At 72.3% G+C, this 21,022-nt stretch carries 25 protein-coding genes; 17 read left to right on the top strand and 8 right to left on the bottom strand.

Features of this window, described 5'->3' with window-relative positions; all coding sequences use genetic code 11:
• Positions 1–125 precede the first annotated feature (125 nt).
• From HYV93_05685 to HYV93_05675, 3 genes are all read left to right on the top strand, one after another.
• Entirely contained in the window at positions 126–509 is a 384-nt protein-coding gene (locus tag HYV93_05685; protein ID MBI2525454.1) for an STAS domain-containing protein, read from the top strand.
• A complete protein-coding gene (locus HYV93_05680) occupies positions 509–1,468 on the top strand; it encodes an MBL fold metallo-hydrolase (protein MBI2525453.1) in 960 nt (319 codons plus the stop codon). The genes HYV93_05685 and HYV93_05680 overlap by 1 nt, the downstream gene beginning before the upstream one ends.
• Before the next feature lie 107 nt (positions 1,469–1,575).
• Positions 1,576–3,651, top strand: a complete 2,076-nt coding sequence (locus tag HYV93_05675) for a CHASE2 domain-containing protein (protein MBI2525452.1) — start codon at positions 1,576–1,578, stop codon at positions 3,649–3,651.
• Here the strand turns inward: HYV93_05675 and HYV93_05670 are convergent.
• Positions 3,638–4,252 (bottom strand): OmpA family protein, encoded by a 615-nt coding sequence (locus HYV93_05670; protein ID MBI2525451.1) that lies wholly within the window; start codon positions 4,250–4,252, stop codon positions 3,638–3,640. The two genes, HYV93_05675 and HYV93_05670, sit on opposite strands and share 14 nt — an antisense overlap.
• 16 nt (positions 4,253–4,268) lie before the next feature.
• Positions 4,269–4,715, bottom strand: coding sequence for a FecR domain-containing protein (locus tag HYV93_05665; GenBank protein ID MBI2525450.1), 447 nt, complete (start codon positions 4,713–4,715; stop codon positions 4,269–4,271).
• Positions 4,716–4,777: 62 nt separating this feature from the next.
• On the opposite strand from HYV93_05665, the gene HYV93_05660 reads away from it, so the two are divergent.
• Positions 4,778–5,224 carry an ATP-binding protein gene (locus tag HYV93_05660; protein ID MBI2525449.1) on the top strand — a complete coding sequence of 149 codons (447 nt, stop codon included), beginning with the start codon at positions 4,778–4,780 and terminating at the stop codon, positions 5,222–5,224.
• A gap of 26 nt (positions 5,225–5,250) precedes the next feature.
• On the opposite strand, the gene HYV93_05655 is transcribed toward HYV93_05660, so the two are convergent.
• Positions 5,251–6,228 carry a hypothetical protein gene (locus HYV93_05655; protein ID MBI2525448.1) on the bottom strand — a complete coding sequence of 326 codons (978 nt, stop codon included), beginning with the start codon at positions 6,226–6,228 and terminating at the stop codon, positions 5,251–5,253.
• Positions 6,225–8,105 (bottom strand): adenylate/guanylate cyclase domain-containing protein, encoded by a 1,881-nt coding sequence (locus tag HYV93_05650; protein MBI2525447.1) that lies wholly within the window; start codon positions 8,103–8,105, stop codon positions 6,225–6,227. The genes HYV93_05655 and HYV93_05650 overlap by 4 nt, the downstream gene beginning before the upstream one ends.
• Positions 8,106–8,114: 9 nt before the next feature.
• Between HYV93_05650 and HYV93_05645 the strand changes: the two genes are divergently transcribed.
• Complete coding sequence (locus HYV93_05645) at positions 8,115–8,825, top strand: ChaN family lipoprotein (GenBank protein MBI2525446.1); 711 nt, start codon at positions 8,115–8,117, stop codon at positions 8,823–8,825.
• Entirely contained in the window at positions 8,816–9,043 is a 228-nt protein-coding gene (locus HYV93_05640) for a hypothetical protein (GenBank protein ID MBI2525445.1), read from the top strand. The genes HYV93_05645 and HYV93_05640 overlap by 10 nt, the downstream gene beginning before the upstream one ends.
• Before the next feature lie 6 nt (positions 9,044–9,049).
• Here HYV93_05640 and HYV93_05635 read toward each other — a convergent pair whose 3' ends face one another.
• The gene (locus HYV93_05635) at positions 9,050–9,646 is read right to left on the bottom strand and encodes a hypothetical protein (GenBank protein ID MBI2525444.1); all 597 of its coding nucleotides are present in this window, start codon (positions 9,644–9,646) and stop codon (positions 9,050–9,052) included.
• A 120-nt stretch (positions 9,647–9,766) separates the two neighbouring features.
• Here HYV93_05635 and phnD point away from each other — a divergent pair, with 120 nt between their 5' ends.
• Genes phnD through HYV93_05610 form a run of 5 tightly spaced genes read left to right on the top strand, consistent with a single transcriptional unit; the run spans position 9,767 to position 13,907 of the window.
• Positions 9,767–10,792: a phosphate/phosphite/phosphonate ABC transporter substrate-binding protein gene (gene phnD, locus HYV93_05630; GenBank protein ID MBI2525443.1), complete on the top strand. Its 1,026-nt coding sequence runs from the start codon at positions 9,767–9,769 to the stop codon at positions 10,790–10,792.
• Positions 10,793–10,808: 16 nt separating this feature from the next.
• Complete coding sequence (locus HYV93_05625) at positions 10,809–11,531, top strand: phosphonate ABC transporter ATP-binding protein (GenBank protein MBI2525442.1); 723 nt, start codon at positions 10,809–10,811, stop codon at positions 11,529–11,531.
• A complete protein-coding gene (phnE, locus tag HYV93_05620; GenBank protein ID MBI2525441.1) occupies positions 11,528–12,319 on the top strand; it encodes a phosphonate ABC transporter, permease protein PhnE in 792 nt (263 codons plus the stop codon). Before HYV93_05625 ends, phnE (HYV93_05620) begins: the two co-directional genes overlap by 4 nt.
• Positions 12,316–13,122, top strand: coding sequence for a phosphonate ABC transporter, permease protein PhnE (gene phnE / locus HYV93_05615; protein MBI2525440.1), 807 nt, complete (start codon positions 12,316–12,318; stop codon positions 13,120–13,122). Before phnE (HYV93_05620) ends, phnE (HYV93_05615) begins: the two co-directional genes overlap by 4 nt.
• Positions 13,119–13,907: an HAD-IIA family hydrolase gene (locus tag HYV93_05610; GenBank protein ID MBI2525439.1), complete on the top strand. Its 789-nt coding sequence runs from the start codon at positions 13,119–13,121 to the stop codon at positions 13,905–13,907. Before phnE (HYV93_05615) ends, HYV93_05610 begins: the two co-directional genes overlap by 4 nt.
• Before the next feature lie 62 nt (positions 13,908–13,969).
• Here the strand turns inward: HYV93_05610 and HYV93_05605 are convergent, their stop codons facing one another.
• Both HYV93_05605 and HYV93_05600 read right to left on the bottom strand, forming a co-directional pair.
• The gene (locus HYV93_05605) at positions 13,970–14,707 is read right to left on the bottom strand and encodes a TerC family protein (GenBank protein MBI2525438.1); all 738 of its coding nucleotides are present in this window, start codon (positions 14,705–14,707) and stop codon (positions 13,970–13,972) included.
• A 19-nt stretch (positions 14,708–14,726) separates the two neighbouring features.
• Positions 14,727–15,668 (bottom strand): TIGR03560 family F420-dependent LLM class oxidoreductase, encoded by a 942-nt coding sequence (locus HYV93_05600; protein ID MBI2525437.1) that lies wholly within the window; start codon positions 15,666–15,668, stop codon positions 14,727–14,729.
• 275 nt (positions 15,669–15,943) lie between these two features.
• Between HYV93_05600 and HYV93_05595 the strand changes: the two genes are divergently transcribed.
• From HYV93_05595 to HYV93_05570, 6 genes are all read left to right on the top strand, one after another.
• Positions 15,944–17,245, top strand: a complete 1,302-nt coding sequence (locus HYV93_05595; protein ID MBI2525436.1) for an ATP-grasp domain-containing protein — start codon at positions 15,944–15,946, stop codon at positions 17,243–17,245.
• An 81-nt stretch (positions 17,246–17,326) separates the two neighbouring features.
• Complete coding sequence (locus HYV93_05590) at positions 17,327–17,749, top strand: nucleotidyltransferase domain-containing protein (GenBank protein MBI2525435.1); 423 nt, start codon at positions 17,327–17,329, stop codon at positions 17,747–17,749.
• Positions 17,742–18,155, top strand: coding sequence for a DUF86 domain-containing protein (locus HYV93_05585; GenBank protein ID MBI2525434.1), 414 nt, complete (start codon positions 17,742–17,744; stop codon positions 18,153–18,155). Before HYV93_05590 ends, HYV93_05585 begins: the two co-directional genes overlap by 8 nt.
• Before the next feature lie 60 nt (positions 18,156–18,215).
• The gene (locus HYV93_05580) at positions 18,216–18,521 is read left to right on the top strand and encodes a hypothetical protein (protein MBI2525433.1); all 306 of its coding nucleotides are present in this window, start codon (positions 18,216–18,218) and stop codon (positions 18,519–18,521) included.
• A gap of 33 nt (positions 18,522–18,554) precedes the next feature.
• Positions 18,555–19,082: a hypothetical protein gene (locus tag HYV93_05575; protein ID MBI2525432.1), complete on the top strand. Its 528-nt coding sequence runs from the start codon at positions 18,555–18,557 to the stop codon at positions 19,080–19,082.
• Positions 19,083–19,085: 3 nt separating this feature from the next.
• Positions 19,086–19,850, top strand: a complete 765-nt coding sequence (locus HYV93_05570) for a CoA synthetase (GenBank protein ID MBI2525431.1) — start codon at positions 19,086–19,088, stop codon at positions 19,848–19,850.
• Positions 19,851–19,953: 103 nt separating this feature from the next.
• Here HYV93_05570 and HYV93_05565 read toward each other — a convergent pair whose 3' ends face one another.
• Positions 19,954–20,745, bottom strand: a complete 792-nt coding sequence (locus tag HYV93_05565) for a glucose 1-dehydrogenase (GenBank protein ID MBI2525430.1) — start codon at positions 20,743–20,745, stop codon at positions 19,954–19,956.
• Positions 20,746–21,022: the final 277 nt, after the last annotated feature.

Here is a 21,022-nt window from a genome sequence, read left to right as displayed (position 1 = left end):
CGCCGAGTGACTCCACGGGCGCGGGCCCAGGGCACACGTCGCACGCTGATCTGATCTCGTCCCGCCGCAGGATGCCCGCCGGCTCCCCCGCCGGAGGACCTCGCGTGGTAAGATTCGAGCCGACCATGGAGCTGGCACCGCGCCGCTGCGCTGACGCCGTGATCCTCTGTCCCGCCGGCCGCATCGACCACACCGTGTCGCCCGATTTCAAGGCCGCGCTGGCGCCGCACCTCGACCGGTGCGGGGCGGAGCGGGACCGTGTGGTCCTCGATCTCTCCGGCGTGGAGTACATCAGCAGCGCGGGTCTCCGCGTGCTCATGCTGGCCGCCAAGCAGGTCAAGGCGCAGGGGGGCACGATGGTCGTCGCGGCGCTGGGGCCGATCGTGCGCGAGATCTTCGAGATCAGCCGCTTCCACCTGGTCCTGGACGTGTACCCGACCACGCGCGACGCGCTGGCCGCCGTCTCGCCGGCGGCGCTCGCGGCCTTCTCGCAGACCGGCGTGGGCTGATGCTCGTCCGCTTCTGGGGCACGCGCGGCTCCATCCCGGTATCGCTGTCTGCCGCCGCCGTCACGGAGAAGATCGTGACGGCGCTGGTACGTGGAGCGGGACGCGGGCTCGACACACCGGCGAAGGCACGAGCCTTCGTGGAGCGCGAGCTGGAGTTCGCGACCGCGCACAGCTTCGGCGGGAACTCCTCGTGCGTGGAGATCGAGACGGGGAGCGGCGAGTACGTGCTCTGTGACCTCGGGTCCGGGGCCCAGGTCTTTGGCCACCACGCGCTCGCCCGGCACGGCCCGGCCCGGGGCCAGACGTACCACGTCTTCATGTCGCACCCGCACTGGGACCACATCATGGGTTTTCCGTTCTTCGTCCCCGCCTATCTCCCCGGGAACCGGATTCGCATCTACGGCTGCCACGCGGCCCTGGAGGAGGCCTTCCGCCGGCAGCACGGGGCGCCCTCGTTCCCGGTGGAGTTCTCGCAGCTCAGCGCCACCATCGAGTTCGTCCGCCTGGAGGCCGGCCGCGACTACGCGATGGCGGGGCTGAAAGTGCGGCCCCACAGGCAGGTGCACTCGGGCGACTCCTACGGGTATCGCTTCGAGAGAGAGGGCAAGGCGGTGGTGTACTCGACGGACTCCGAACACAAGCGTGACGATCCCGGCGAGACCGCGGCCTTCGTCGAGTTCTTTCGCGACGCCGACCTGGTGATCTTCGACGCCATGTACTCGCTGGCCGATGCCATCTCGGTCAAGGAGGACTGGGGGCACTCGAGCAATATCGTGGGCGTGGAGCTCTGCCAGTTGGCGGCCGTCAAGCACCTCTGCCTGTACCATCACGAGCCCCTCCACGACGACGCGAAGATCGCCGGGATCCTGCGCGAGACCCGCCGGCTCGAGGAGCTCACGCGGAGCGGCCGGCGGCTCGAGATCTCGGCCGCCTACGACGGGATGGAGATCGCCGTCTGACCGGGTCGGACCATCGGCACTGGGCCGACCGGCCGTGGCTGCGCGCCCTGCGTGGCCGGCGCGGCCGGCCCGCCGGGCTGGCCCTGCTGGCCGTCCTGCTCGCCGGGGTGCTCGCGCTCGGGCCGTCCGGGCTTCGCTGGCTGCGCCTCGCCGGCTTCGATGCCTACCAGATGCTGGCGCCGCGTCAGCGCGCGACCGCCCCCGTGCTGATCGTGGCCGTGGATGAGGCGAGTCTCGACCGTCACGGCCAGTGGCCCTGGCCGCGGACACTCCTCGCGCGGCTGCTCTCCAGGATCGGCGAGGCGGACCCGGCCGCCATCGGGCTGGACATCTTGATGCCGGAGCCGGACCGGCTCTCGCCCGACCGGCTCCCGGACCTCGTGCAGGGGATGGAGCGCGAGGTGGTGGAGCGCCTCGCGCGCATGCCCACCAACGACGGGACGCTGGCTGAGACCCTCCGGGCCCTGCCGGCGGTGCTGGGCGTGGGCGGGCTCGACACCGCGGAGTCTCCGGCCGCCCGCCCGGCGCTCCGCGAGCCGACGCTGCGGCTGGTCGGGGGCGATCCCATCCCTTTTCTTCGACGCTACGGGTCAGTCATCCGCAGCGTCGACGAGATCCACGCCGCGGCCCGGGCGCATGGTCTCCTCTCGGCGGATACGGAAGCGGGCGTGGTCCGGCGGCTGCCGCTGCTGGCTGCGGTGGGGCGAACCCCCGTGCCGGGTCTCGGCGTCGAGATGCTCCGGGTGGCGACCCGGACGCCGGCGCTGACCCTTCGAGTGGGGAGGGGCGGGCTGGAGGCGGTGGGCATCGGCGACGTGACGGCGCGCAGCGAGCCCGACGGCAGCGCGTGGCTTCACTTCTCGCCGCATGATCCGGCGCGATTCGTCTCCGCCGTCGACCTGCTGGCCGGCGCGATCGAGCCGGCGCGGCTCCGCGGCAAGCTCGTCCTCGTCGGCGTCACGGCGCTCGGACTCTCGGACTATCAGGCGACGCCGCTGGGCGACCGGATGTCCGGCGTGGAGATCCACGCGCAGCTCCTGGAAGGGCTGGTCGACGGCACCCTGCTGTCGCGCCCGGCCTGGACGCGCTGGCTCGAGTCGGGCCTGCTCCTGGCCGGTGGGCTCGGACTCGTCTTGCTGGTGCCAGGGCTTCCCGTGGGGCGCTCGGTGCTGGTGGGGCTGGGAGCGGTTGCGGCGGTCCTCGGCGTGGGCATCGCGCTCTTCGTGGGCGCGGGCATCCTCGTGGACGCGGTGGCGCCGGCGATGGGCCTCGCGGGGCTCTTCACCGCGATGCTCGGGCTCACCCTGGCCGAGGCCGACAGTCAGCGCTCCAGCCTGCGCCGCCAGGTGGAGCGGCAGCGCGAGGCGGCTGCCCGCGTTGCGGGCGAGCTCGAGGCGGCCCGTCGCATCCAGATGGGCAGCCTGCCGAGTCCGGCCAGCGCGTTCCCCGGGGAACGGCGCTTCAGCCTGTACACCTTTCTCGAGCCCGCGCAGGAAGTGGGCGGGGACCTCTACGATTTCTTTCGCCTCGACGAGGACCGGCTCGTCTTCCTCGTCGGGGACGTCTCGGGCAAGGGCCTGCCCGGGAGCCTCTTCATGGCGGTCAGCAAGTCGCTCTACAAGAGCACCGCGCTCCGCCGCCGTGGGCAGGTCGCGGCCATGATGCGCGAGGCGAATGTCGAGATCTCACGCGACAACACGGAGCTGCTGTTCGTCACCCTCTTCGCGGGCATCCTGGATGCGAGGATGGGCGTGCTCGAGTACTGCAATGCCGGCCACGACGATCCCTGGCTCCTGCCCCACGGCGAGCGCGGACTCGAGAGGCTCTCGGGCGGCGGCGGCCCCCCCCTGTGCGTCCTGGAGGAATTTCCCTATCTGGCGGCGACCCGCCAGATGGAGCCGGGCGAGACGCTCTGCCTCGTCACCGACGGCGTCACCGAGGCACGGGGCAAGTCGGGCGAGCTCTACGGGCGCAAACGGCTCGAGGCGCTGCTCGCCGGCCTCGGCACGGGCGCAGGCCCGGAGACCGTGGGCCACGCGATCCGCACCGACGTGGCGGGCTTCACCGAGGGAGTGGAGCCGGCCGACGATGTCACCATCATGGTCCTGCGCTGGAATGGCCCGGGAGGGGCCCCGGGCGCGCCGGCCGCCGCCGGGCCAGGCGCCGCGGTCAGCGGACGCTGATCTCGACGCGCCGATTGAGGGGCTCGGGGACGCCCTCCGCGGTGGGCACACGCCGCTCGCGCTTGCCGCGCCCCTCCACGCGGATGCGCTCGACCGGGATGCCCCACTTCACCAGATCGTCGCGCATCCGCCCGGCACGCTGGAGCGAGAGCCTGTCATTGTACTCGTGGCTTCCCACCGCGTCGGCGTGGCCGATCACCACCACCTCCGGCGATGGCCGGCGGGCGATCTCGGAGAAGATCTGGCCGACCACCTGCTCGGATTCGGGCGTGAGGTCGTCCTTGCCGTGGAGGAAGTAGAGCGTGAACGAGACCGGGCGGGCGGGCTGGGCGGCGAGGGCGGCTCCGAAGACCTCGCGGATCTCCTGCTCCGTGGCGCGCCCCTTCTCGAGCTGGCCCTCGACCCGGATCCGCGCGGCGTCAAACGGCTGCTCGAGCACCTGCTGCTGGGCGCCATGGGTCACCGCCACGGCCGCGTGCGTTCCGTCCTGCGAGGGGAGCAGGACGTAGAGGTCGTCGCGGGTGGCCCGGGCGCAGCCGGCCCAGAGGGCGAAGGAGAGGACGAGCAGGCCGAGAGCCGTCTCGCCCGCTTTGCGCCTCACCGCGGCGCCGGCACACTCACTGCGCGGTCTCGGTGACGCGGACGACGAGCTCGGTGCCGCGCACGCCCAGCAGGGCGGCGGGGGTCCTGACCCGCATCGCGTCCGGAGATCGTTTCGCGATCTTGCCGGACACGGCAGCCAGCGTTCCCTTCTGGAGGCGTGTCTCGAACACGCCGTCGTGCGTGGTGGGGTCGAAGGCGAAGCGCTGGATGGCCAGCACGCTGTGGGGCCCGGCCGAGAGGAGGCTCGCGTCCGCGAAGGTGATGCCGACGGAGCCGTCGGCGCCCGTCACGACCACGTCGGACTCCTGGACCCCCGCGCCGACCGGGGCCGGCAGTCTCTGGCCCGCCCGCTCGATGAGGACGGCGCCCTGCGAGACCTTGATCTGTCCGACGTCGGCGGCCCGCGCGGGCGTGGCGGCCAGGAGGAGGAGCAGCGCGAAGGGGATCGGCCAGCGCGTCATGGGGCACTCCTTTCCTCGGTGCGACCGGATGCAGCCTCTATAATAAGCCGGCGAGCAACCCTGTGACGACCTCTCCCGACCAGGCCGGAATCTTCCCCGCCCGCATGGATGCCCTGCCCGCGGCCGTCGCCTTCGTCGCCGAGATCTGCGGCGCCGCCGGTCTCGGCCGCGAGGACACCCTCCGGCTCACCCTGCTGGTGGAGGAGCTCTTCGCCAACACGGTGACGCATGGCCATGGGGGGGACAGCGAGGCGCCGGTGCGTCTCGGGTTCGCGATCACCCCGGGGCGGATCGCGCTCACCTACGAGGACACGGCCCCGCCCCACGACCCCCGCACGGCGGCATGTCCGGCGGAGCCGGTGGGCGGGGCGGAGGAGCGGCCGGTCGGCGGGCTCGGCCTGCGGCTCGTCCAGAGCCTGGCGAGCGAGCTGTGCTATGTCCGCGACGGCGAGCGCAACCGGATCTCGCTGGTCCTCCCGGTATCCGGGGGGGGCAGGGGCCCCGGCTGACACCGGCTGCCCGGATCGCGCGGCCGTCAGGGCCGTGGCGTCGCGAGGAAACGCGCCTCGTCGAAGGCATCGGTGGCGAGATCCTTCATCCCCATCCGATCGTAGACGTGGCCGAGCAGCTGATGCAGTGAGGGCTCCGTGGCGTCCGCTGCGATGGCGGCGAGCAGCTCCTTGCGGGCCTCCTGGTAGAGTCCTTCCTGGGAGAGGAAGCCCGCGCGGAGGAGCGCGAGGGTCGAGCCCGACTGGCCCGGCAGGGCCGACGGCACGAGGAGCGCGAGCGCCTGCTGGACGCGCCGGGCGTCGGCCGGCGGGAGGATCTCGAACTCGGCGCGCTGGACGGGCTGGCGCTCCGTGTGTAGCTCCCAGGCGTAGCGCAGGCCGGGGCGCAGCGCGGGGGCTGTGGCCGGGTACAGGACGGGCTGGCGCACCAGGCCCCCTTCCTCCCACACGAGCCCGTCGGGCCCGAAGAGGCGGATCATGTAGCGGAGGCGGTCCGAGCCGGACCACTCGAAGGTGACGGGGCCGAACAGCAGTCGCGTCTCTCGTGGGGCGAGGAGGGTCGGCGGGGGCAGCCGCACGCTGCGGGTCGAGAGCGGGACGTAGAGGGAGACGTAGGCCGGCTTGTCCTGCTTGCCCACCAGGAACTGGGTGACGCTGTCGACGAGGGCCTGGACCCGCTGGCCGCCCGCCGCTCCGCTGGGAGCGGCCACGGCGAACGGCGAGTTGGCGGCGGTCACCGACTCGGGTGCGCGGCCTCCTGTGAACACGAGGACCGCGCGGGCGTCGGCCGATGCGCGGACCTGATCTCCCGGGCGGAGCGAGAGGAGCGGTTGGGGAGCCTTCCACTGCGCCTCTCCGGCGAGCTTGACCCGCACCTCGCCCTGGCCCGGCCGGATCTCGGTGAGGACCGCCACGGGCTCCGCCGCCCGGACGGCGGCGGGTACGGACAGGCCGACCAGGAGCCCGATCGCCAGTGTTGTCGGGTGCCCGAGTCGCATCCTCATGTCGCGCCTCCCCCCGGCGGCGGGCAGCGCTCGGCATGCACCGCCAACAGCTCGTGGACATGCACCGGCTGGCTCCGGCCCTTGACGGCCATGAGGCCCCGGTCCTTGGCCTCCACCCGCTCCCCGGCCAGCGCTCGCGTCTCCTCGGTGATCAGGATCGTCGTTCCGAGCTCCTTGTTCAAGCCCTCCACGCGGGAGGCCAGGTTCACGGGATCGCCGACCACCGTGTACTTGACCCGCGCGGCGCCCCCGACGTTGCCGACGAAGACCTGCCCGGTGTGGACGCCGATGCCCATGCGGAGCGTCGGGAGCCCCGCGGCGCTCCAGCGCCGGTTGAGCCCGTCCAGTGCCCGCTGCATGGCCTCCGCGCTCAGCACGGCGTGCCAGGCGTGCTCGGCGTCTGCCAGCGGCGCCCCGAAGATGGCGACGATCCCGTCGCCCACGAAGTCGTTGATCATGCCGCGGTGGGCGAAGATCGCGGCGGTCATCGCCTCGAAGTACTCGGTGAGGCGCGCGGCCACCTGCTCGGCGGGCATGGTCTCGGACAGCGTGGTGAAGCCGCGCAGGTCGGAGAAGAGGATGGAAACCGCGCGGCGCTCGCCGCGGAGGCTCGGGGCCTCGGCCAGCACCTGTGCGGCGATCTCCCGGCTCACGTAGCGACCGAAGGAGTCGCGGAAGCGCCGGCGGGCCAACCCCTCCGCCACGAGGCCGAGGAGCGAGGTGACGATGACGGGCAGGAGGAAGTCCACCCAGTAGCCGCTGCGCTGGAAGGCGAGGTACGAGGCGGGCACCCCCAGCAGCACGGCCGCCGTGAGGCAGACGAGGGTGCCAGCCAGCGGACGGAGGATGGCCATCACGACGCCGGCCAGCATGACGATGGCGATCTGGAAGGCGAGGCTCCTGACCCAGCCGGAGGGCCGGATGTGGGAGCCGGTCACGAGCATGTGGATCACGTTGGCGTGCACCTCGACGCCGGCGATGCTGCCGTGGGGCGTCGGGTAGAAGTCCCGGCTCTCGCCGTAGGTGCCCCCGACCAGCACGATCCGCCCGCGCAGCGGGTTGTCGGCGGCCAGCTCGGCCGTGTCCTCCGCCAGCGCCACCACGGCGCCGCTCGGGATCGCGAGGAAGGAGCCCGCGGGCCCCACGTAATTGATGCGCCACAGCTCGTTGGACCGGAGCGCCAGCGCTGGCGTCCCGACGAGGCTCCAGCCTCCGCCGACGCGCCAGGCGGGCGGCGAGATGCCGCCGCGCTCCCGGAGGGAGATCTCGAGCATGCCCCGGGTCAGCCCCGCCAGGCGCGCCACGACGGCCAGCGAGAGGGCGGGCAGCGGCGGCTCCGAGCCCCGCGGCAAGAGGAGAGCGACGCGACGGATCACCCCGTCCCGGTCCAGGGGGACGTCGGCCGCTCCGCGGAGCACCGAGCCCAGAAAGGCGGGGTCGGCCAGGGGCCCGGTCCTGGGAGGCGGCGCCTCCACCAGGACCACGCGGCTCACGCCCCCATCGGAGAAGTCCGTGATCGCCCGGGCCAGCGCCCCGTCGTCGGCCTCGGTGGTGGGGGTGCTGAACGCCATATCGACTCCCACCACCGCGGCGCCGGCGCGCTGGAGCCCGCGCAGCAGCCTGGCGAGGTAGTCACGGGGCAGGGGCTGGCGTCGGCCGAGCGACTCGAAGGCCTCCTCGTCGATGGCGACCACCACCACCTCGGGGGCGAATCGCTGCCCCTGGAGGTGTATCAGGATGTCGGCGCTCCGGGCCTGGAGGGCTTCGAGATAGCCCAGGGAGGAGGCCGCGGTGACGAGCAAGCTGGCGGCCATGCCCACCCCCCAGAGCTGCAGGACACGCGCCCGGCGTTCCCGCCACCACCCGGGAAGGCTCATAATGGGGCCATGATAATCGAAATACGACTCCTGGCCGCGACGGCCCTGTTGCTCTCCGCCTGCGCCGCCCCCGCCGGCATCGGCCCGGCCTCCCTCGTGCTCGCCCTGTCTGGCGACTCCGGGCGCCAGGCGGGCCTGGTCGCGCAGAGCGCCCGCGGCGTCGAGGTGCTCTACCTCGGCGAGGTGCACGACAACCCCCACCATCACGCCCAGCAGCGCCGGGTGCTCGAGGCCCTGCTGGCAGAGGGCGCCCGCCCGGTCGTGGCCTTCGAGATGCTGCCCGCGGAGCGGCAGAGCACCGTGGATCAGGCGCTCGGCGCCTCCGGCGGGCCGGCCGAGCTCGATGCCGCGCTCGGCTGGAGCCGGGCGGGCTGGCCGGACTTCGCCATGTACTGGCCGCTCTTCGAGGTGGCGCGGCAGCACAGGCTGCGCGTCCTCGCGACGGATCTGGAGCCCGCCCTCGTGCGGCGGATCGCGCGGGAGGGGCTGGCGGTGTCGGCGGACGGGGCGCGTCTCGCCTCCCTGCTCCCTCCCGATCCCAGGCGGGAGGCGGCCATCGCCCGGAGCATCCAGGAGGGGCACTGCGATCTGCTGCCCGAGCGGGCGATCCCCACCATGGTGGAGAGCTGGCATGCGCGCAACGTGGCCATGGCCCGGCGGCTCGCCGAGGGGCCCGGCGGCTCGCCGAGGCGCTCGGGCAGGCGCCGCAGGTGGTGGTGATCGCCGGGCGCGGCCATCAGGCGCCCGGCGGCCTGCCTGCCCAGCTCGAGGCGCTGCGGCCCGGGACGCGTCAGCTCGTGGTCGAGCTGCTCGAGGCGCGTCCGGGGGACGATCCGGGCGAGGTGGTGCGGGAGGCAACGGGCGACATCGTCTGGCTCACGCCTCCGGCCGTGCGGCCGGATCCCTGCGAGGGACTGCGCCGCCGGCTCGGCAAGTAGCCGGCGTCAGTGCGGGGCGGCGCGGGGGGAGGAGGCGCGCTGGGCCTCGATGGCCGAGATGCGGCGGTAGCTGACCCCCAGCTTCTTGCCGTCGTCGTCCAGCAGGAGCAGGCCGTCGCCGGTGATCTGGCTGAGCGCGCCCATGAGGGGCTCGGGCGCATTGCGCACGGAGACGGAGACCCGCCGGCCGACCAGCGGCTCGGCCTCGGCCTGCCACATGGCGCGGAGCTCGTCGATGGTGCCCGGAAGCATGTCGCTCTCGCGGATGGGCTCGGCCTCCCGGATCGTCCCCAGTCCGGGCAGGTCGAACTCGGCCGGCGGCGCTGCGGGAGCTTCCGGGCCCGGGGAGGCCTCCGGGAGCTTGACCGAGGCGCGGAGAACCTCCGCCAGGCGGGCCATCATGCCCCAGAAGATGTAGGCGCCGATGAGCACGCCACCCAGCGCCAGAGCGAGGCCCACCTGCGCCCGGGGCTTGCCGAGGACGCCCAGGTCGTAGAGCGTGTAGGAGAGGAGGAGCAGCGGGAGGATGGCGGCGAGCGCGAAGACGATCGCTCCGGCCCGCTGGAGAGTGTAGGTCCGCGGCTTGGGCTGGGCCGGGTCCATACGAGGACTCTAGCGCGAATGGCCCGCCCCCGGCAGGCTTTTCCCCCGCCGCCTCGGCCCCGCGCGCCCCGTGTTAGTATCCGTCAGCGGCTCGCGGACTGAGCGGGCCGGGAGGAGACCATGCGAACGCCCAGGGTCCTGACCCCGCTGCTCATCCTCGTGGCCGCCGGCCTCGTGCTCGCGGGGACGGCCGGGGCCGCCGAGGCCTGCAAGGCGCGCGGCACGCTCGACGTCCTCTACTGCGACGAGAACGGTGACGGCATCCCCGATGTCCCGAAGGACCCCGCCAGGATCCTCAACCCCGACACGCTGGTCTTCGCCTACGTGCCGGTGGAGGACCCGGCCGTGTACGGCTCGGTGTTCGCCGACCTGCTCCGCCACGTCGAGAAGGTGACGGGGAAGAAGACGCAGTTCTTCGGACCGCAGAACTACGCTGCCCAGCTGGAGGCCATGCGCTCGGGGCGGCTGCACATCACCGGGTACTCCACGGGGAGCCTGCCCTACGGCGTGAACCTCTCGGGGGCCGTGCCCTTCGCCCAGATGGCCACGCCGAAGGGGGCGCGCGGCTATCACCTGATCGTCATCGTCCAGGCCGCGAACGCCCGGATCAACTCGGTGGCCGACCTCAAGGGGAAGCGCGTGGCCCACGTCTCGCAGACCTCCAACTCGGGGCATCAGGCGCCGGTGTATTTCTTCTCGAAGCTCGGCGTGGTGCCGGGCAAGGACTACCAGATCGCGTTCTCGGGCAAGCACGACAACTCCGTGCTCGGCGTGGTCAATGGCGACTACGACGCCGCGGCGGTGGCCGACTCCGTGCTCGAGCGCATGGTCAACCGCGGTGTGGTCAAGGCCACCGACTACAAGGTCGTCTACACCTCGCCCGTGTTCCCCACGGCGGGTTTCGCCTACTACCACGCGCTCGAGCCCCGGCTCGCGGAGAAGATCAAGGAGGCCTTCTACACCTTCAAGATCCAGGGGTCGAGCCTGGGCAAGGAGTTCAGGGACTCGGTGGGCTTCGTGCCCATCGACTACCGGAAGGACTGGGGGGCCGTCGTGGGCATCCTCGAGGCCAACGGCGCCCGGTTCACCCGCGACTCCCCCGAGTACCAGAAGTTCTCCAGGCCGGCCCGCAAGGGCGGCGAGTAGGCGCGAAAGCCCGGCGGTGCTCGAGGTCTCGGCGCTCGCGAAGCGCTACCCCACGGGTGACCTCGCCCTGCGGGGGGTCTCCCTCACCGTGGCCGACGACGAGGTGATCCGCTGCATCAATCGGCTCGTCGAGCCCGACGCGGGCTCCGTCCGGCTGGACGGGCTCGAGCTGAGGACGCTCCCCCCTGCCGAGCTGCGCCGCGCCCGCCGCCAGATGGGGATGATCTTCCAGGAGTTCAATCTCGTGGAGCGCCTCACCGTGATGGAGAACGTGCTGTCGGGCCGGCTGGGCTACGTGGGGCTCTGGAAGGCGTGGCGCCGTCGCTTCCCGCCCGCGGACGTGGCGATGGCCTTTGCCACGCTCCGGCGCGTGGGGCTCGAGGGGATGGAGAACAAGCGGGCGGATGCGCTCTCCGGGGGGCAGCGCCAGCGGGTGGGCATCGCGCGCGCCCTGGTGCAGCGCCCGAAGATCCTCCTCGTGGACGAACCCACCTCGAGCCTCGATCCGAAGACCTCCGAGGCGGTGATGGCGCTCATCACCGAGCTCGCCGTCGAGGAGCGCATCCCGGCCCTGATCAACATCCACGACGTGCGCCTGGCCCGCCGCTTCGCCCAGCGGATCATCGGGCTCAGCGCGGGCCGCGTGGTCTTCGAGGGCCCCCCCGCGGCCCTGGACCGCGCCGCCCTCGGCCTGATCTACGGCGGCGCCGGCGAGGAGCTGGAGGCGGCCCTGGCATGAGCCACGCCGCCGTCTGGCGCCCGCCCTCCGCATGGCCCGCGCGCTGGATGGGCCCGGCCGCCTGGCTCGGCCTGGCAGCCTTCCTCGCCTGGAACGTGTGGAACCTCGAGGTGGACGCGGCCCGTCTCGCGCGCGGCCTCGCGCGGGCCGGCACCGTCTTCGGCCGGGCCTTCCCGCCGGACTTCCAGCGGTGGGAGCTCCTGCGGGAGGGGATCGTGGAGAGCCTGCAGATGGCCACGCTCTCCACCGCCCTCGGCACTGTGCTCGGCATCCCCGTGGCCGTGATGGCCGCCCGCAACGTGGGGCCGCTGCCCGTGTACGCCGCGGGGCGCGGCATCGTCACGGTGGGGCGAACCTTCCACGAGATCATCGTCGCCATCATCCTGGTCAAGGCGGTGGGCTTCGGCCCACTGGCGGGGATGCTCACGCTGACGGTGAACTCGCTGGGGTTCTTCAGCAAGCTGCTGGCGGAGCAGATCGAGCAGATCGACCGCGGCCAGGTGGAGGCGGTGCGCGCCACCGGGGCCGGGCGCGGCGCGGTGCTCCTCTACGGGGTGCTCCCCCAGGTGCTGCCGCGCATCGTGGGGCTCACGGTGTACCAGTGGGACATCCACCTGCGCCAGTCGACCATCATCGGCATCGTGGGGGCGGGTGGCATCGGGACCACGCTGTACAACTCCTTCTCCCGCTACGACTACGACTTCACGCTGGCCATCCTGCTCGTCATCGTGGCCATCGTGAGCCTCGGCGAGTGGCTGAGCGCGTGGGCGCGCCGGCGCATCCAGTGATCGCCGGGCCGGAGGCGGGACCGCAGGTCTGGGTGCGGTACACGCCCGCCCAGGCGGCCGGCCGGCTCCTGCTGCGGGTGTCCATCGTGGCGGCCATCGTGTGGGCGGCGCGGGGCATGGGCGTCCGCTGGGAGTGGGTGGCGGACTCACCCACCCAGCTGGCCGACCTCTTCGGGCGCATGCTGCCGCCCGACTGGGCCTTCGCGGGGGCGCTCCTGGAGCCGTTGTTGCAGACCGTGAACATCGCCACCCTGGGCACGGCGCTGGCGGTGCTCCTGGCCTGCCCCGTCGCCTTCCTGGCGGCGCGCAACACCACGCTCAACCGTCCCGTCTATCTCGCCGCCCGGCTGCTGATCGTGGTGAGCCGCTCCGTGGACTCGCTGGTCTGGGCCCTCATCTTCATCATCATCGTCGGGCCCGGCTCGCTGGCGGGAGCGCTGGCGGTGGCGGTCCGATCCCTCGGCTTCGTCTCCAAGCTCTTCGCCGAGGGGATCGAGGAGATCGACCGCGGGCAGGTGGAGGCGGTGACCGCCACCGGCGCGGGCCGCCTGCACGTGCTCTTCTTCGGGATCGTGCCGCAGATCCGCCCCGTGTTCGCCGGGGTCTGCGTCTTCCGCTGGGACATCAACATCAGGGAGTCCACGGTGCTCGGCATCGTGGGCGCGGGCGGCATCGGCTTCGTGCTGAACACCGCGATCCTCGGGCTCGAGTGGGCGCGCGTGGGGCTCATCCTGCTCGTGATCCTCGGCGTGGTGGCGCTGTCGGAGGTGGGCTCCGCCGCCGTCCGGAGGCGGCTGACGTGACCATGTCGCGCCGGGAGCTGCGCGCGCTGCGCGGCTTCGTCTTCGATCTGGACGGCTGTGTGTGGACGGGCGACATCCTCGTGCCGGGAGCGGCCGAGGTGCTGGCCCTCCTGAGAGCGCAGGGGCGGGCGGTGTCCTTCCTCACCAACAACTCGCGGGCGCGGTCAGCCACCATGCACGCCAAGCTCGCGCGCCTGGGCGTCGAGGCCGCGGTGGAAGACGTCCTCACGCCGCTCGAGATCCTCGGCCAGGTGATCGCCGCGCGCTGGGGGGCGTCGCGGGTGCTCGCCATCGGGGGCCCCGAGCTCGAGGCGGCGGTGCGGGACGGCGGCCACACGCTGGTGCCCATGGACCGCTACGGCGAGGCCACGGTGGTCGTGGTGGGCAACGACTTCGCGTTCAGCTTCGAGCGGCTGACGGCCGCCGCTCGCGCGATCGCGGGCGGCGCGGCCTTCGTCACGGCGAACCTCGACCCGCGGCTGCCGCTCGAGGGCGGCGACTTCCTCCCCGGCTGCGGGGCGGTGGCGGAATCGGTGGCGGCGGCGGCGGGCGCCCGCCCCGTCGTGATCGGCAAGCCCGAGCCGCCGCTCTTCGAGCTGGCGCTTCAGCGTATGAGGGTGCGCGCCGAGGAGGCCGCCATGGTGGGGGACAGCGTGGACTCCGACATCCGCGGCGCCCGCCGCGTGGGGATGACGGCCATCCTCTTCGCCCCCGACGGCGGTCTCGACGGCGTCGCGCACTTCGTCGTGAAGTCCATGGCCCAGCTCCGCCGCCTCCTCTCGTAGGGGTCAGGTCTTGCATTACGACATCGGTCAGGGTGACGTGTCGGTTTGCAAGACCTGACCCCCTACTCGAAGCGGTGGTGGAGGGGCAGCGGCCGGCGCTTGGCGCGGTAGCGCAGGTTCAGCAGCTCCACGAAGAGCGAGAAGGCCATGGCGAAGTAGAGGTAGCCCTTCTCCACGTGGGTACCCATCCCCTCGGCCACCAGCATCACGCCGATGAGCAGGAGGAAGGCCAGCGCCAGGATCTTCACGCTCGGGTGGCGCTCGACGAAGCCGCCGATGGGGCCGGCGGAGACGAGCATCACCAGCATGGCGAGGACCATGGCGACCACCATGATGGAGACCTGGCTGGCCATGCCCACCGCCGTGATCACCGAATCGAGCGAGAAGACGATGTCGAGGAGGAGGATCTGCGCGAGGACCCACAGCAAGGCTGTCCGCTGCCCGGCCGACGCGGTCTCGACGTGCTCGGCCTCCAGCTTGTCGTAGACCTCCCAGGTGGCCTTCCCGATCAGGAAGAGGCCGCCCCCCAGGAGGATCAGGTCGCGCCCCGATACGGGATGGCCGAGGACGGAGACGAAGGGGGCCGTCAGGCCCATCATCCACGAGATGGCGAAGAGGAGACCGATCCGGATCACCAGCGCCAGCGCGAGGCCGAGCCGACGGGCCAGGGCCTGCTGGCCCGTCGGCAGCCGTCCCGTCAGGATGGCGATGAAGACGACGTTGTCGATGCCGAGCACGATCTCCATGGCGGTGAGGGTGACCAGCGCGACGATCGCATCCCCTGCAGGCATGGCAGCCATCCTCCCCGGGTTCCGCGGCTCAGGCGAGGGCGGGCATCACGGCCCGCGCGAAGAGCTCCAGCGCCGCGATGTCCTCCTGATCCAGGAGCTGGAGGAGGACCCGCTCCATTCCGGCCTCGGCCCACCACCGGAGATCCTGCGCGACGGCCTCCGGGGAGCCGGCCAGGAAGCCCGCCGCGCGCCAGCCCTCCTCGTCCTCGGGCAGGACGGGGAAGATGGCCCGGGCGGCGCCGATCCGCTGCGCCACGTCGGCCGGGTCGGCGCCGAGGGCCAGGGGGACCATCAGCGAGCGAGTGATGGTCTCGGGATCGCGGCCGACGGCCCGGCAGTGCTCGGCCAGCACCTGGCGCTTCTGGCGGAAGCCCCCCACGTCCACGCGCGTCACATTCCACTCGTCGGCGAACTCCGCCACGATCCGCAGGGTTCGGCGCTCGCCCCGCCCGCCGATCACCAGCCGTAGCCGACCGTGGCGCGGCAGGGGGTGGCTCTCGGCCCTGAGGAGCGGGAAATAGGGCTGCTCGAGCGTGACGGGCTGGCCCACGCCGAGAGCCCGGATGAGCCGGGCGCCGCACTCGAGGCGATCGAGGCGCTCCTTGAGAGGGGGGAACGGCAGCCCGAACATCGCGTGCTCGTACGCGTTCCAGCCGGCGCCGATGCCGAGGTCGACCCGGCCGCCCGACAGCGCGTCCACGGACGCCGCCATCTTGGCGAGCAGCGCCGGATGGTAGAAGGTGAGGGGGGAGACGAGGGGGCCGAAGCGGATGCGCCGCGTGCGGGTCGCCAGCGCCGCGATCGAGGTCCACGTCTCGAGTGACGGCCGCCGCGACTGGCCGGCGAGCCCCGTCAGGTGGTCGGAGCGGCACAGGGACTCGTAGCCGAGATCCTCGGCGGCCTGCGCGAGCCTGAACCAGCGCTCCCAGGTGAGCCCCTCCTGTCCCTCGATCATGATGCCGATGCGCATGCGATGGCTCCTTCACCAGGGGCGGGCACCCGGGCTGTCGCCACGCCCGCCCCCGCCGGATGGTTGCGCTGGGCGGGTCTCCTCGCGCGATCTCAGGTGCTGTCACCCCCACAGGGGCGGGCACCCGGGCTGTCGCCACGCCCGCCCCCGCCGGATGGTTGCGCTGGGCGGGTCTCCTCGCGCGATCTCAGGCGCCGTCACCCCCGTTTCGACCGCCTCGGTTGCGTCATGATAAACTCACTTCACTGCGAGCGACACGTTCGACTCTGCCCATCATGATCCCGGAGCCAGCCCGCACCTCTCGTCCCGCGCGTAGCCGCCGCCGCCCACGGCCCGGCGACGGGCGCAAGCGCCTCCTCCTGCTGATCCCCACCAGCACCTACCGCACCGAGGACTTCGTCGCGGCGGCCAGCCAGCTCGGGGTGGATCTCGTCATCGCCTCGGAGCGGCCCAGCGTCATGTCGGGCGAGTTCCCGGACCACCTGCTCACGCTTCCCTTCCACGACCCCGAGGCCGCCGCCCGGCAGGTCGAGGCGCTGGCCCGCGAGCGCCCGATTCATGCCGTGGTGCCCGTGGACGACGTCACGACGGTGGTAGGCGCGGTCATCGCCGAGCGACTGGGTCTCCCTGCGGCGAATCCCGTGGCGGCCGTCAGCGCGACGCGGAACAAGCTCCGCATGCGCGCGATGCTGGCGCGGGCCGGGGTGCCGGGACCGGACCACATCGCCTTCGCGGCGACCGAGGACCCGGCGGCCGCCGCGCGGCGCGTGCCGTACCCCTGCGTGCTCAAACCGCTCATGTTGTCGGCGAGCCGGGGGGTGATCCGCGCCGACGACGAGGCGGAGTTCGTTCGGGCCTTCCGGCGCATCGCGGCCATCCTGGCGGACCCGGAGGTGCAGGCCCTCGGCGAGGGCGCCGACCGCATCCTGGTGGAGCGCTTCATCCCGGGCGTCGAGGTGGCGCTGGAGGGGCTCCTCAATCACGGCGAGCTCAACACGCTGGCGCTCTTCGACAAGCCGGACCCGCTGGACGGCCCGTTCTTCGAGGAGACCATCTACGTGACACCCTCCCGGCTCCCGGCTGCGACGCAGCGGGCCATCCAGGTCTGCGCCGCCCGCGCCGCAACGGCGCTGGGGCTCCAGGATGGCCCCGTGCACGCCGAGCTGCGCCTGAACACCGAGGGGCCGTGGATGCTCGAGATCGCCGCCCGCTCCATCGGCGGGCTCTGCTCGCGCACGCTACGCTTCGGCACGGGGTGGAGCCTCGAGGAGATCATCCTGCGGCATGCGCTGGGGCTGCCCATCGAGACGCTCGAGCGCGAGGGCCGCGCGGCGGCGGTGATGATGATTCCCATCCCGAGGGCCGGCATCCTCGAGGCTGTGGAAGGGGTCGACGCCGCCCGCGCCGTGCCGCTGGTGGAGGACGTGACGATCAGCGCGCATGCGGGGCAGGAGCTTGTGCCGCTCCCCGAGGGGCACCGCTATCTCGGCTTCATCTTCTCCCGCGCCGACACGCCGGCCGAGGCCGAGGCCGCGCTCCGCCAGGCCCACGCCTGCCTCCGCTTCGTCATCCGCTAGCCGGCCCCATCGCCAGCGGGCCCGGCAGGGGCGCCAGGGAAACCGGAGCCAGTGCTCGCCGCCCACCGCTATAATGCCCGCATGATTCGCGCGAAGCCCCTCCCGGCGGACATCCAGTCGCGGCTCCACACACTGGGTCGGACGCTGGAGGCCTGCCCGGCCGTCGTCTTTGCGTACCTCTTCGGGAGCGCCGCGACACGCACGCTCCGCCCCCTCAGCGACGTGGACGTGGCCGTCTATGTCGATGAGTCAGCGGATCCGGCGGACGCCCGGCTGGAGATCCTCCAGCTGCTCACCAGGCACCTCGGCACCGACGAGGTGGACCTGGTGGTCCTCGACATGGCGCCCACGGCCCTGGCAGGGCGGATCCTCGGCACGCGTCGGGTCATCCTGGATCGGGACCCCTTCCGCCGTCACCGCTTCGAGTCGCAAGTACTCCGGCAGTTCATGGACTTCAGGGTCCTGGAGCACCGGCTCCTGTCGCGGCGGTTCGCTCGTGGTTGACCCGGATCTGATCCTCCGCAAGCTCGCCGACCTCGATCAGTACCTGGTGCAGGTCTCGGAGTACCGGGGGATCACCGTCGAGGAGTACCGCCGGGACTGGAAGATCCAGCGCATCGTCGAGCGCACCCTCCAGATGGCCATCGAGGTGTGCGTGGACGTGGCGAGTCACATCATCGCCGACCGCGGTCTCCGCGTTCCGGCCACCTACGCCGAAGCCTTCGAGATCCTGGGCGAGGCCGGTCTGCTCGATGCCGCACTGACAGCGCAGATGGTTCGCATGGCCGGGTTCCGCAACGTCCTCGTCCACGAGTATGCACGCGTGGACGCGGAGATCGTCGTCGGGATCCTCGCGGGGCGCCTGGGCGACCTGGCGCGGTTCAGGGCCACCGCCCTCGCCTGGCAATAGCGCCGGGGGCCGGGCGGCCGGTTCCGGTGATACCATGCCGGCACGAGGAGGGAGCCCGCGATGGACAGTGCCCCGATGAGCATGCGGGAGGCCGCCGGCCTGGTGCGTGACGGCGACCAGGTGGTCTACGTGGGCTACATGAAGATGGAGCCCGTGGCCTTCTTCCACGAGCTCCTCCGTCAGGAGCGGCGCCGTCTCCGCCTGGTCCTCGCGCCCAGCTCGGGCTTCGTGGCCGACCTGATGATCGGCGCAGGCGCGCTCGCCGAGGTGGAGCTCTCGAGCCTCTCCTTCCTCGAGTACGGCTTCGCCACCAATTTCCGCCGCCACGCCGAGGCCGGCACGCTCGTGTGCCGGGAGCACACCTGACCTGCCCTCATCGCCGCGCTCCAGGCTGGAGTGATGAACGTCCCCTTCCTCCCCGTGCGGGGGCTCCTCGGGACCGACTACATGAAGGTCCGCCCCGACTTCGTCGCGATGGCGAACCCCTACGATCCCCGCGAGGAGATCGCCGTGGTGCCGGCCATCGCTCCGGACGTGGCCGTGTTCCACGGCTTCCGCGGCGACCGCGCAGGCAATGTCATCACCTGGGGGAGGCTGGACGCCAAGCTGATCGCCCAGGCCGCCCGCCTCGTCATCGCCACCGTGGAGGAGGTGTCGGAGGGGGACCTGGCGGCGGAACCGCACACGGGGGTGCTGATCCCCGGCATCCACGTCACAGCCCTGGTCCACGCCCCGCGTGGCGCCCACCCCACCGGTTGCGTCGGACATTACGGCGACGACCGCGCCCATATCGCCGAGTACCTGCATGCGGCGGGAAGCGCCGAGGGGATGCGCGCCTACCTGGCCCGCTACGTCCTCGGGACTCGGAGCCACGCGGAATACCTCGAGCGCGTCGCGGCCGTGCCGGCCGGCGCGGCGCGGAGCTGAGCCGTGGTGGCCGACTACACCCCGGCCGAGCTGATGGCCGCCGCCATCGCCCGCCTCCTCCGCGACGGGGAGACCATCGCCGTGGGCTCGGTGTCCCCGATCCCCGCCAGCGCCTCTCTTCTCGCAAAGGCGACCCATGCCCCGCGGGCCCGCCTCATCCTGCTCGGCAGCCCGGAGCATTTCCCGTTCAACGGCGGGATGCAGGAGTTCTACAACTTCGCCATGCGGGGGTGCATCGACGTCTTCTTCGGCAGCGGCGCCCAGATCGACGGGACTGGGGCCTTCAACCTCTGCCTGATCGGCGATCCGGCCCGGCCCACGGTGCGGCTTCCCGGCGGGCGGGCCCAGGGCGTGCTCCCCTTCGTCATCCCCCGCACCATCCTCTTCCGCACCGACCACAGCCGCCGCGTCTTCGTGCCGCGGGTGGACTTCGTGACGGCGCCGGGCTCCTCGCCGCCGAGTGTCTATCGCCGCGGCGGGGTGAGCGAGGTGGTGAGCGATCTCGCCGTGCTGACCTTCCACCCGGAGCGGAAGCGGCTCGAGCTGACGAGCGTGCACCCGGGCGCGACGCTCGAGGACGTCGAGGCCCGCACGGGCTTCCCGCTCCACCCGCCGCGGCCGACGCCGGTCACCCCGCCGCCGACCCCGCACCAGCTCGCGCTCCTGCGCGGCCCCGTGCGCGAGCAGCTGGCGGCCATCTACCCCGAGTTTGTCAGACAGCAGCCGGCGCCGGCCGGGGTAGGGGCCCCTCCCCGCGGAACACGCTGAGTCGCCACCCACGGCAGCGTCTCCGGACGGGCCACGGTTCCGCGGGGCCGGCCCCCTGCCCCCCCCCGGGCGCCGCGTGTCGACTGCCGTCCCGGCCGGCGCTCTACCCCTCGCCGAGGTGCGGGGCCGGGCCGCCATCCACGATGATGGTCTCCCCTGTCATGAACGAGGAGGCGTCGGAGGCGAGGAAGATGCACGGGTAGGCGATCTCCTCCACGCGCCCCCAGCGGCCCATGCCCACGCGGTTGGCCACGGCGTCGTAGGTCCTCTTCGCGTCCGGGTTGGTCTTGTGGAGGACGTCGAGGTAGCCCTCGGTCTCGACGGGGCCGGGGGCGACGGAGTTGACGCGGATGCCCTGGCGTCCCCAGGCCATGCCGAGGCTGCGGGTGAAGTTGATGACGGCGGCCTTGGCGGCGCCGTAATGCGGCATCATCGTCGAGCCGTAGACGCCGGCGATTGAGGCGATGTTGATGATGACGCCGCGGCCCTGGCTCATCATCTGCCGCCCCGCCCACTTGCAGCCGAAGAAGACGCCGTTGAGATTGATCCCGATCACGGCGTTCCAGCCATTGGGCGAGATCTCCTCGGGCTTGGCGCGGAAGGAGGCGCCGGCGTTGTTCACCATGACATCCAGCCGCCCGAGCTCCCGGGCCGTGCGCTCCACGAGCGCTTTCACGCCGTCCTCCTGGCGCACGTCCACCGCCATGGCGAAGGAGCGGCGGCCCAGCGCCTTGATCTCGGCGACCACGGCTTCCAGGTGTTCGAGCTTGCGGCTCGCCACGACGACGTCGGCGCCGGCGCGGGCGAACTCCAGGGAGATCGAGCGGCCGATGCCCAGGCCCCCCCCGGTGACGATGGCGATCCTGCCTTCCAGCGAGAACGGCGATGCGGCCATGGAAGCCTCCTTCACCAGGCGCGGGCACCCGGGCTATCGCCCGCCCGCGCCCGCCGGAACACTGCGTGTGGCTGCTCGATCGCGCTGCGGGAGTCCCGTTTTCCCCTGCCGTTTTCCCCTGGCGGGCACCCGGGCTATCGCCCGCCCGCGCCCGCCGGAACACTGCGTGTGGCTGCTCGATCGCGCTGCGGGAGTCCCGTTTTCCCCTGGCGGGCACCCGGGCTATCGCCCGCCCGCGCCCGCCGGAACACGGCGTGTGGCTGCTCGATCGCGCTGC

Source organism: Candidatus Rokuibacteriota bacterium, assembly GCA_016188005.1.
In the GTDB taxonomy this organism is placed as follows: domain Bacteria; phylum Methylomirabilota; class Methylomirabilia; order Rokubacteriales; family CSP1-6; genus UBA12499.
The sequence above is the reverse complement of the archived record's forward strand: the minus strand, read 5'-3'. Positions and strand labels throughout refer to the sequence as shown.

Bases quoted from the DNA above. Each gene is read 5' to 3' on its own strand.
- HYV93_05600 (MBI2525437.1), bottom strand. From the start codon at position 15,668: ATGCGCATCGGCATCATGATCGAGGGACAGGAGGGGCTCACCTGGGAG.
- HYV93_05605 (MBI2525438.1), bottom strand. From the start codon at position 14,707: ATGGCTGCCATGCCTGCAGGGGATGCGATCGTCGCGCTGGTCACCCTC.
- HYV93_05565 (MBI2525430.1), bottom strand. From the start codon at position 20,745: ATGGCCGCATCGCCGTTCTCGCTGGAAGGCAGGATCGCCATCGTCACC.
- HYV93_05590 (MBI2525435.1), top strand. From the start codon at position 17,327: ATGATTCGCGCGAAGCCCCTCCCGGCGGACATCCAGTCGCGGCTCCAC.
- HYV93_05655 (MBI2525448.1), bottom strand. From the start codon at position 6,228: ATGAGGATGCGACTCGGGCACCCGACAACACTGGCGATCGGGCTCCTG.
- HYV93_05680 (MBI2525453.1), top strand. From the start codon at position 509: ATGCTCGTCCGCTTCTGGGGCACGCGCGGCTCCATCCCGGTATCGCTG.
- HYV93_05635 (MBI2525444.1), bottom strand. From the start codon at position 9,646: ATGGACCCGGCCCAGCCCAAGCCGCGGACCTACACTCTCCAGCGGGCC.
- phnE (MBI2525441.1), top strand. From the start codon at position 11,528: ATGAGCCACGCCGCCGTCTGGCGCCCGCCCTCCGCATGGCCCGCGCGC.
- HYV93_05575 (MBI2525432.1), top strand. From the start codon at position 18,555: ATGAACGTCCCCTTCCTCCCCGTGCGGGGGCTCCTCGGGACCGACTAC.
- HYV93_05645 (MBI2525446.1), top strand. From the start codon at position 8,115: ATGATAATCGAAATACGACTCCTGGCCGCGACGGCCCTGTTGCTCTCC.
- HYV93_05665 (MBI2525450.1), bottom strand. From the start codon at position 4,715: ATGACGCGCTGGCCGATCCCCTTCGCGCTGCTCCTCCTCCTGGCCGCC.
- HYV93_05685 (MBI2525454.1), top strand. From the start codon at position 126: ATGGAGCTGGCACCGCGCCGCTGCGCTGACGCCGTGATCCTCTGTCCC.
- HYV93_05580 (MBI2525433.1), top strand. From the start codon at position 18,216: ATGGACAGTGCCCCGATGAGCATGCGGGAGGCCGCCGGCCTGGTGCGT.
- phnD (MBI2525443.1), top strand. From the start codon at position 9,767: ATGCGAACGCCCAGGGTCCTGACCCCGCTGCTCATCCTCGTGGCCGCC.
- HYV93_05595 (MBI2525436.1), top strand. From the start codon at position 15,944: ATGATCCCGGAGCCAGCCCGCACCTCTCGTCCCGCGCGTAGCCGCCGC.
- HYV93_05650 (MBI2525447.1), bottom strand. From the start codon at position 8,105: ATGAGCCTTCCCGGGTGGTGGCGGGAACGCCGGGCGCGTGTCCTGCAG.